5 protein-coding genes are annotated in these 6,748 nt (G+C 51.3%); all 5 read right to left on the reverse strand.

Translation table 11 applies throughout. The features are described from left to right. Positions 1-118: 118 nt before the first annotated feature. Positions 119-2,050, reverse strand: a complete 1,932-nt coding sequence (gene mnmG / locus Q0628_RS09910; protein WP_298770595.1) for a tRNA uridine-5-carboxymethylaminomethyl(34) synthesis enzyme MnmG — start codon at positions 2,048-2,050, stop codon at positions 119-121. A gap of 9 nt (positions 2,051-2,059) precedes the next feature. Continuing rightward, positions 2,060-3,379 carry an FKBP-type peptidyl-prolyl cis-trans isomerase N-terminal domain-containing protein gene (locus Q0628_RS09915; protein WP_298770597.1) on the reverse strand — a complete coding sequence of 440 codons (1,320 nt, stop codon included), beginning with the start codon at positions 3,377-3,379 and terminating at the stop codon, positions 2,060-2,062. Positions 3,380-3,474: 95 nt separating this feature from the next. After that, positions 3,475-4,977: a hypothetical protein gene (locus tag Q0628_RS09920; RefSeq protein ID WP_298770598.1), complete on the reverse strand. Its 1,503-nt coding sequence runs from the start codon at positions 4,975-4,977 to the stop codon at positions 3,475-3,477. After that, positions 4,961-5,794, reverse strand: coding sequence for a TIGR02147 family protein (locus Q0628_RS09925; protein ID WP_298770600.1), 834 nt, complete (start codon positions 5,792-5,794; stop codon positions 4,961-4,963). Before Q0628_RS09925 ends, Q0628_RS09920 begins: the two co-directional genes overlap by 17 nt. A gap of 187 nt (positions 5,795-5,981) precedes the next feature. Continuing rightward, positions 5,982-6,748 (reverse strand): His/Gly/Thr/Pro-type tRNA ligase C-terminal domain-containing protein (locus Q0628_RS09930; RefSeq protein ID WP_298770602.1); only part of this gene is annotated, 767 nt, incomplete at its 5' end.

Raw genomic sequence — 6,748 nt, forward strand, 5'->3', positions numbered from 1 at the left:
TTCTTCTGTGGATTTGACTTCTGTTTCTTCTGACATAATGGACCTCTTGGAAATATTGTGAATTTGACGGCGCAAAAATAGTAAAATTTTGCCCCTTTCCAGATAATGCAACGAAAAATTATGAAATATCGGCCATTTTTTTGTTTTCTAGCCAATGCGAAAGGACGGTAATATCGGCCGGACGCACCCCCGGAATACGGCTAGCCTGGCCGAGCGTCAGCGGTTTATGGGCATTCAGGCGCTGACGGCTCTCAATACTCACAGCCGTCACCTGCATATAGTCAAAGTCGACGGGCAGCCGAACCGACTCCATCTTCTTCTGATCTTCAATTTCGCGAGCCTGCCGGTCAAAGAACCCGGCATAAATTTCTTCGGCATACATATACCACTGGTCGCGACGAGAAAGAGCAAGATCCGGAAGCGCCGTCCTGAAGAACAGTTCCGGATCTATACCCGGACGGCGAAGCACGTTAATCCAGCGCGTACGTTCCGTCGCAGGAGCCTGTCCACCGGCTTCAAGAATCGGATTTGCCTGGGCGGGAGTCGCCGATTCTTCGGCGAGGCGAGTCCGCGCAACCTCCACTCTAGCCACGCGAACCTTCCAGTCGGCATAATCCTCATCCGAAATCATGCCTATCTTATGCGCGACTTCCTTGAGACGAGCCTCGGCATTGTCACTACGGAGGAAAAGTCTGTACTCAGCACGGCTCGTGAACATGCGATAAGGCTCGTCGAGCAAAATATTCACCAAGTCATCGGCCATCACACCTAGATAGCTATCCGAGCGGCCAAGAATCAAAGGTTCTTCGCCCTTGATCTTGAGAGCGGCGTTAATGCCAGCCAAGAGTCCTTGACCGGCAGCTTCTTCGTAACCGCTCGTACCGCAGACCTGCCCCGCAAAGTAAAGTCCCGGAACCTTCTTGCATTCAAAAGTCGGGAAAAGCTGCGTAGCATCGACGGAATCGTATTCCACCGCATAGCCAATCTGCAACACCTTTGCACGAGTAAGTCCCGGAATCGTGTGAATGGCCGCAAGCTGAATATCTGCAGGCAGGCTGGAACTAAAACCGTTGATATAGACTCGACCTATATCGGCCTGTTCCGGCTCCAGGAACAGCTGGTGCCCGTCTCGGTCGCCAAAGCGGTTAATCTTATCTTCGATACTCGGGCAGTAGCGCGGGCCCTTGCCGTGAATGCGACCGCTGAACATGGGACTGTCCTTGAAGCCGCTACGCAATATGTCATGCGTCTTGAGGTTCGTGCGCGTAATCCAGCAAACGCAGTCATTACGGACAAAACCCTGCGATGGTGCGCCCCAGAAATAATTCGCATCGCAGCCAGGAACGGTGTTCGCCAAGTGACGATCGCTCATGGGCCACGGAGCATCGTCACCGCGCTGAATATCGCACTCATTAAAGTCGATGGAATCAGGATCCAAGCGGCTGGGAGTCCCCGTCTTCAGGCGACGGAGCGCAATTCCTTCGCGTGCAAGGCATTCCGAGAGTTTATCCGCACTCGGTTCGCCTACTCGCCCACCGACGCTCGTTTCAAGACCGGTAAACATCTTGGAGGCAAGGAAGGTTCCGCTCGTAATCACGAGCGAACGGGTAATATAGCGTTCGCCGTTCAGGAGCGTAAGTTCTAGGCGACCGTCGGCCATACGCGTAAATGCGGCGAGTTCTCCCTGAATTACCGAAAGGCCCGGCAAGCTCGTGATAACCTCGCGGGCCACTTCGCTGTAGTACTTCATGTCGCACTGGGCACGCGGGCCCCATACGGCCGGCCCCTTGCTCATATTGAGCATGCGGAACTGGATGCCCGCCTTGTCGGTCAAGAGCCCCATCAAGCCACCGAGCGCATCGATGTCACGGACAATCTGACCTTTAGCCACCCCGCCTACGGCCGGGTTACAGCTCATACGCCCGATGGCGTTAATATCCATCGTGAGCATGGCCGTCTTTACGCCAAGTTTCCAGGCGGCATGAGTCGCTTCAATTCCAGCGTGCCCGCCACCGACAACGACTACGTCAAATTCTGCAACGAGAGACATTAGAAGTAATTACTTCTTTTTTTCAGTCTTCGGAGCTTCAGCTGCAGGAGCCTCGGTCTTCGGGGCTTCAACCTTCCATTCGACATTCTTGCCAGAAAGGATACCGGCGAGATCCTGCTTCAATTCATCCTTTTCGCGTTCAAAAGCTGCATAGAGCTTGTAGGTACCATCGGGATTCACCGCGTAGACCTTCGGGACATAGCCATCGCTATAGAGTTCGCCGAATTGGCGAGATTCATCCCAGACCACATTAATGGTTTCATCCCACTTAGCGTTGTCCATGAACTTACGGATACCGACCTTCTGGTTGCCACCGCTAGCCACGGCAAGCGTCGTAAGACCCTTCGGAGCAAATTCCTTCGCAATGTCAAGGATTTCGGGAGCAGCATGGGCGCAGTGACCGCAAGTGGCAGAGAAATACAGAACGAGGAGAGGCTTATTTGCAAATGCGCTCAAGTCTTCAATCTTACCAGAAGCAACGGACTTGTCTACGGCAATACCGGTTGCCTTGACCTTGAAGTTCAGTTTCTGCGGCATACCGTTCGCAAGGGTATCACCACGGAGGGGAGCAATTGATTCCTTCAGCTTGAGTTCTTCTTCCTGCTGCTTCTTGATAGCCTCTTCACGCATAGCCTGCATTTTCTGCTGATATCGCTGTCCCACGGCCGTAAGAGAATCCTGCGGCAGCTGCAGTGTGAAGGTGGAATCATTCACCTTGGCAACGGACTCATTGATACCAAGAATAAAGTAGTCCTCATCAAATTCCGTCTTGAACTGGTCCCCAACGGCAACAAACTGGTTCGAAAACTGAAGACCAAGCAGGTAGGAGAACTTTGTGTTATCCGGAGAATCGTTTGTAATGGTCACAGCGGCACCCGTAGAAACCGGAGCCTTGGCAATCGGCAGTGCCTTCGACACGGAATCAACATACGCCTTGATCTTTTCATTGTCACCTTCCGCCATCAAGGCGCTATCCGGACGAGTAGCCTCGTAACGTTTACGGGCCATCGAGGTATAGCGATGGCTCACCGCCTGCAACGAGTCGGGCGTCATCTGTATCTTGAAGCTAGAATCCCTGTTCGCCCGGACATTGTCGCGAATAGCCTGAATGAGTGCATCCTTGTAGAGTTCCTCGCCCATCTGGCGCGGAATAATCGTGAAGTTCTGGCCACCGAACTGGGCACCCAGCATATAGGCGAACTTCTGGTCGTCGGTAGAATTTGCAGTAATTGCGGCCGGAGCCTTTTCAATAGCCTTTTCGCCATTGCAACCCATAAGACCAAATGCAGCCAATGCCGCAGAACCAAGAGCAATTTTCTTCATATCCATATTGAATCTCCTTAGAGAAATTTTTTCCGGGGAATAATATAGAAAAATCCCCCGTAGCAAGGCTGCTACGGGGGGTGTTTGCGTATAAAATAGGGTTATTCTTGCACCAACTTTCCTACGCCGCAGGCTCCTGTTTCAGAATATTTGCCAATGGCCACGATGTTGAATTCTCCAATCATTGATTCGCCGCTTGACTGTTCAAGACTGATGAAGCGAGCCTGTTTAACGGCTTCTGCACCCGGAATTTCGTTTTCGTATTCATCGAAATCGTCCCAAGTCATGCATTTTTCCACCAAATCCTCCGTTTTGTCCAAATCAAAATAAATGTGTTCCACAGAATCGATGCCCACAATCAAGTTAAAACCGATTTTAGACGAGTACGTTACGCAAAGTCCACCCCAGTCAGTGACATCGACCGGTTTTGAGAGAGTCTCACCAGGCTCATAATCATCTAAACGGAACGCCACGCCTATATGCGCCCCTTTAGCAGTACCCTTGTCGACATACAATTTTCCGCAAAAGCCACCACAAACATCAATCAGATATTCCATACAACCCGCCTCATTCATGGAACAATCCGCTTTCCATACGAAATGAGAAGCTCCCCCCTGTTCGGCATCATCAAAACTATACCAATGCCCGGCCACACTCGTTTCGGAGCCATCGCCGAACCCGGTATTTACACGATACTCACCGCTAGCGCCATTCCACATGCACATCGGACTATCGTTTCCGGTATCACCGCTTGAACTGCTTGACACAAAATCCGTCACGTTCACAGGTTCGCTCCATTGCGGCAAGGTCGCATCGTATTTACCGATTTCCTTGATATTGAATCTTCCCACCTCATCAGAGTTACCCTTGTAAATGAACACGATCGTCTTGATTTGCGATGCAGCTTCTTCACCAGAAAGTTTCGAACTTTCCGACACCCATGCCGGAGCCTCGAAATCGCTCCACTTGGCGCAACGTGTCACGACATTGTCAACACCAAGCAACTGGTCTAGCGTAGGAACATTCTTGATCGTTTTCGGGAGCGTGACAAACGGAGACTCCAAATTCAACGTATCGCCAGCGGCATTCCCGCTGAGCAGCACGTTCATCGCAAAGTCTGACACATAGGCCACGCAAATGCCACCCCATTCCGAAATATCCGAAACGGCACCTTCTTCGGCCACCGTGAATCCGACACCAGCCATCGGTAGCGATGTTCCCTTCAGTTCAACAGTCGCACACAGGCCTTCACAATAGGAAACGACCGGTTCAAATGCTTCTTCGGACATGGCACTGTCTACCTCGACCGGGTAAAGGACCTTTGACAAGCCTCCCTCATCCGTAAAGCTAAACCAGTAACCCGCATTATCGTTCCCGACATTGACACGGGCCATTCCCTTTCCACCATTCCATAGTTCAAGCATGCTACTGCCCGAAGATTTCGGATCTTTAGAGCTACTGCTTACCGATGTTGTCGACGAACTACTGTCATTGTGAGCTACAGCATTTTCGTCTTCGGTAACCCCGGATGTCTTGCTCCCTTCGGAACAAGCCATAAGACTAAGCACAATTGTACCTGCAAGAATTCTAGCAACCTTTTTCATCTTTGTCCTCCCCCCACGTCAGTGGGAACAACTGTAAATTCAAGCGATAGACTCGTTCAACAGCTTTACTATTCATGGCAATCTGCGCAATCCTTTTGCGACAGGCCTCAAGTTCCTTCAAAATCAGTTCATAATCTTCGGCCGAAACACCCATGGTAAGACCGCTAAAGTTTCGCTCCGAAGGGAGAAATCTGTCAATTGCCTCCGTAGCAAAACCAGCCATTTCACGATGCATCGAACGGAGCGCCACCGGCATCACGGCAGAAGTTCCCTTCAAATGCTTGTCCGACTGTTCATAGGCAGCACCCCTTTTCTTGAGAAGTCCCGTCTTTACCATAAAATCTAGCGACTCGCGGACGTCTCCTGCAGTAACCCCCTGACAGCATCGCTTGGCGATGTCGCCCGGAGTCGCTCCGGGCATAGCCGGAGCAAGTTCCCTCACTACCGGATGCACCCAAGATTCAAAATACCGAAACGCCTCACCATCGACAATTTTCGCCTTGTTGTTCTTTGCAAGTTCAAGCATCGATTCGTAAGCCAGTTTCTTCTCCTGATCCGTTTTGGCATGGCCATAATCCACCATACGCTCAAAATATTCCAGCTCAAAACCGACAAGATTCATCGCGCCCCCCACATTGGTTGCGCCCGCAGGAGAAAGTCGCGTTTTTCCCTCGCACACCAACTTCAGATAAGTTGGAGAAGCAAACCCTGCCGCACGCGCAAATTCACGCCAAGAAAACGCAGACAGACGCTTTTTCTCGTCATAAAAATCCTGCATATAGAGGCGGTAATCCTGGTAGTCTGTAATCGGTTTCATACTCGCAAATATAAGTTCGTTTTTCACGAAAGTCAATAGTTTGTGATACAAAAATCAAATATTTTCAACAAATCAAGCAATTTTTAAAGATTTTATCAAAATTTGTATTTTCATGATACACTCTTTCCAAAATAAAAAGAACCCTCGGCCGCTAAGCCGAGGGTATTTTCAATACAGCCGTACCTTCTTACTTCTCGAAGTATTCCTTGGCCTTGGCGACAACATCTTCCACCTTGACCATGGAGAATTCCTTTTCGTTGCGGAACTTCCATTCGACTTCACCGTTGGCGAGGCCCTTCTTGCCGATAGCGATGCGCACCGGAGAACCCCAGAGGTCGGCGTCCTTGAACTTCACGCCCGGGCGTTCGTCGCGGTCATCTACAAGCACGTCGATGCCGGCTGCTTCAAGTTCACTCTCAAACTTTTCGGCGAGTTCAACGAGTTCGGCTTCCTTGCCGATGGGGACGATTTCCACCTGGAAGGGCGGGATGGACTTGGGCCAAATCGGTCCGAAGTCATCGTGGCTGTTTTCCACGACGGATGCCATCAGGCGGCCTACGCCGATGCCGTAGCAGCCCATGATGGCGGGAGCGGTGGTCTTTTCGGCGGTGAGGAACTTGGCACCCATGGATTCGGAGAACTTGGTGCCCAATTTGAAGATGTTACCCATTTCGATGCCGCGAGTTTCGGTGAGGAGTTCACCGCAGCAGGGGCACTTGCAGACTTCGGATGCTTCGGCGATGTCGGCCACTTCGAACTTCGGGAAGTCGCGCTTCGGGTTGCAATGCTTGAAGTGGAATCCTTCTTCGTTGGCACCCGTCACGAGGTCGAAGGAATCGGCAATGGCTTCATCGACGATGACGCGCGTATCGTGAGAATTAATCGGGGAAGCAAAGCCCGGAACCATGCCGCAAGCCTTGATCAAGGAGTCTTCGGCGGGGTAAAGTTCCTTCG

Source organism: uncultured Fibrobacter sp. (assembly GCF_937877005.1).
In the GTDB taxonomy this organism is placed as follows: Bacteria; Fibrobacterota; Fibrobacteria; order Fibrobacterales; family Fibrobacteraceae; genus Fibrobacter.

What these genes read in the sequence shown, in the direction of transcription:
- mnmG (WP_298770595.1), bottom strand. Translation starts at nt 2,050, where the DNA reads ATGTCTCTCGTTGCAGAATTTGACGTAGTCGTTGTCGGTGGCGGGCAC.
- Q0628_RS09915 (WP_298770597.1), bottom strand. Translation starts at nt 3,379, where the DNA reads ATGGATATGAAGAAAATTGCTCTTGGTTCTGCGGCATTGGCTGCATTT.
- Q0628_RS09920 (WP_298770598.1), bottom strand. Translation starts at nt 4,977, where the DNA reads ATGAAAAAGGTTGCTAGAATTCTTGCAGGTACAATTGTGCTTAGTCTT.
- Q0628_RS09925 (WP_298770600.1), bottom strand. Translation starts at nt 5,794, where the DNA reads ATGAAACCGATTACAGACTACCAGGATTACCGCCTCTATATGCAGGAT.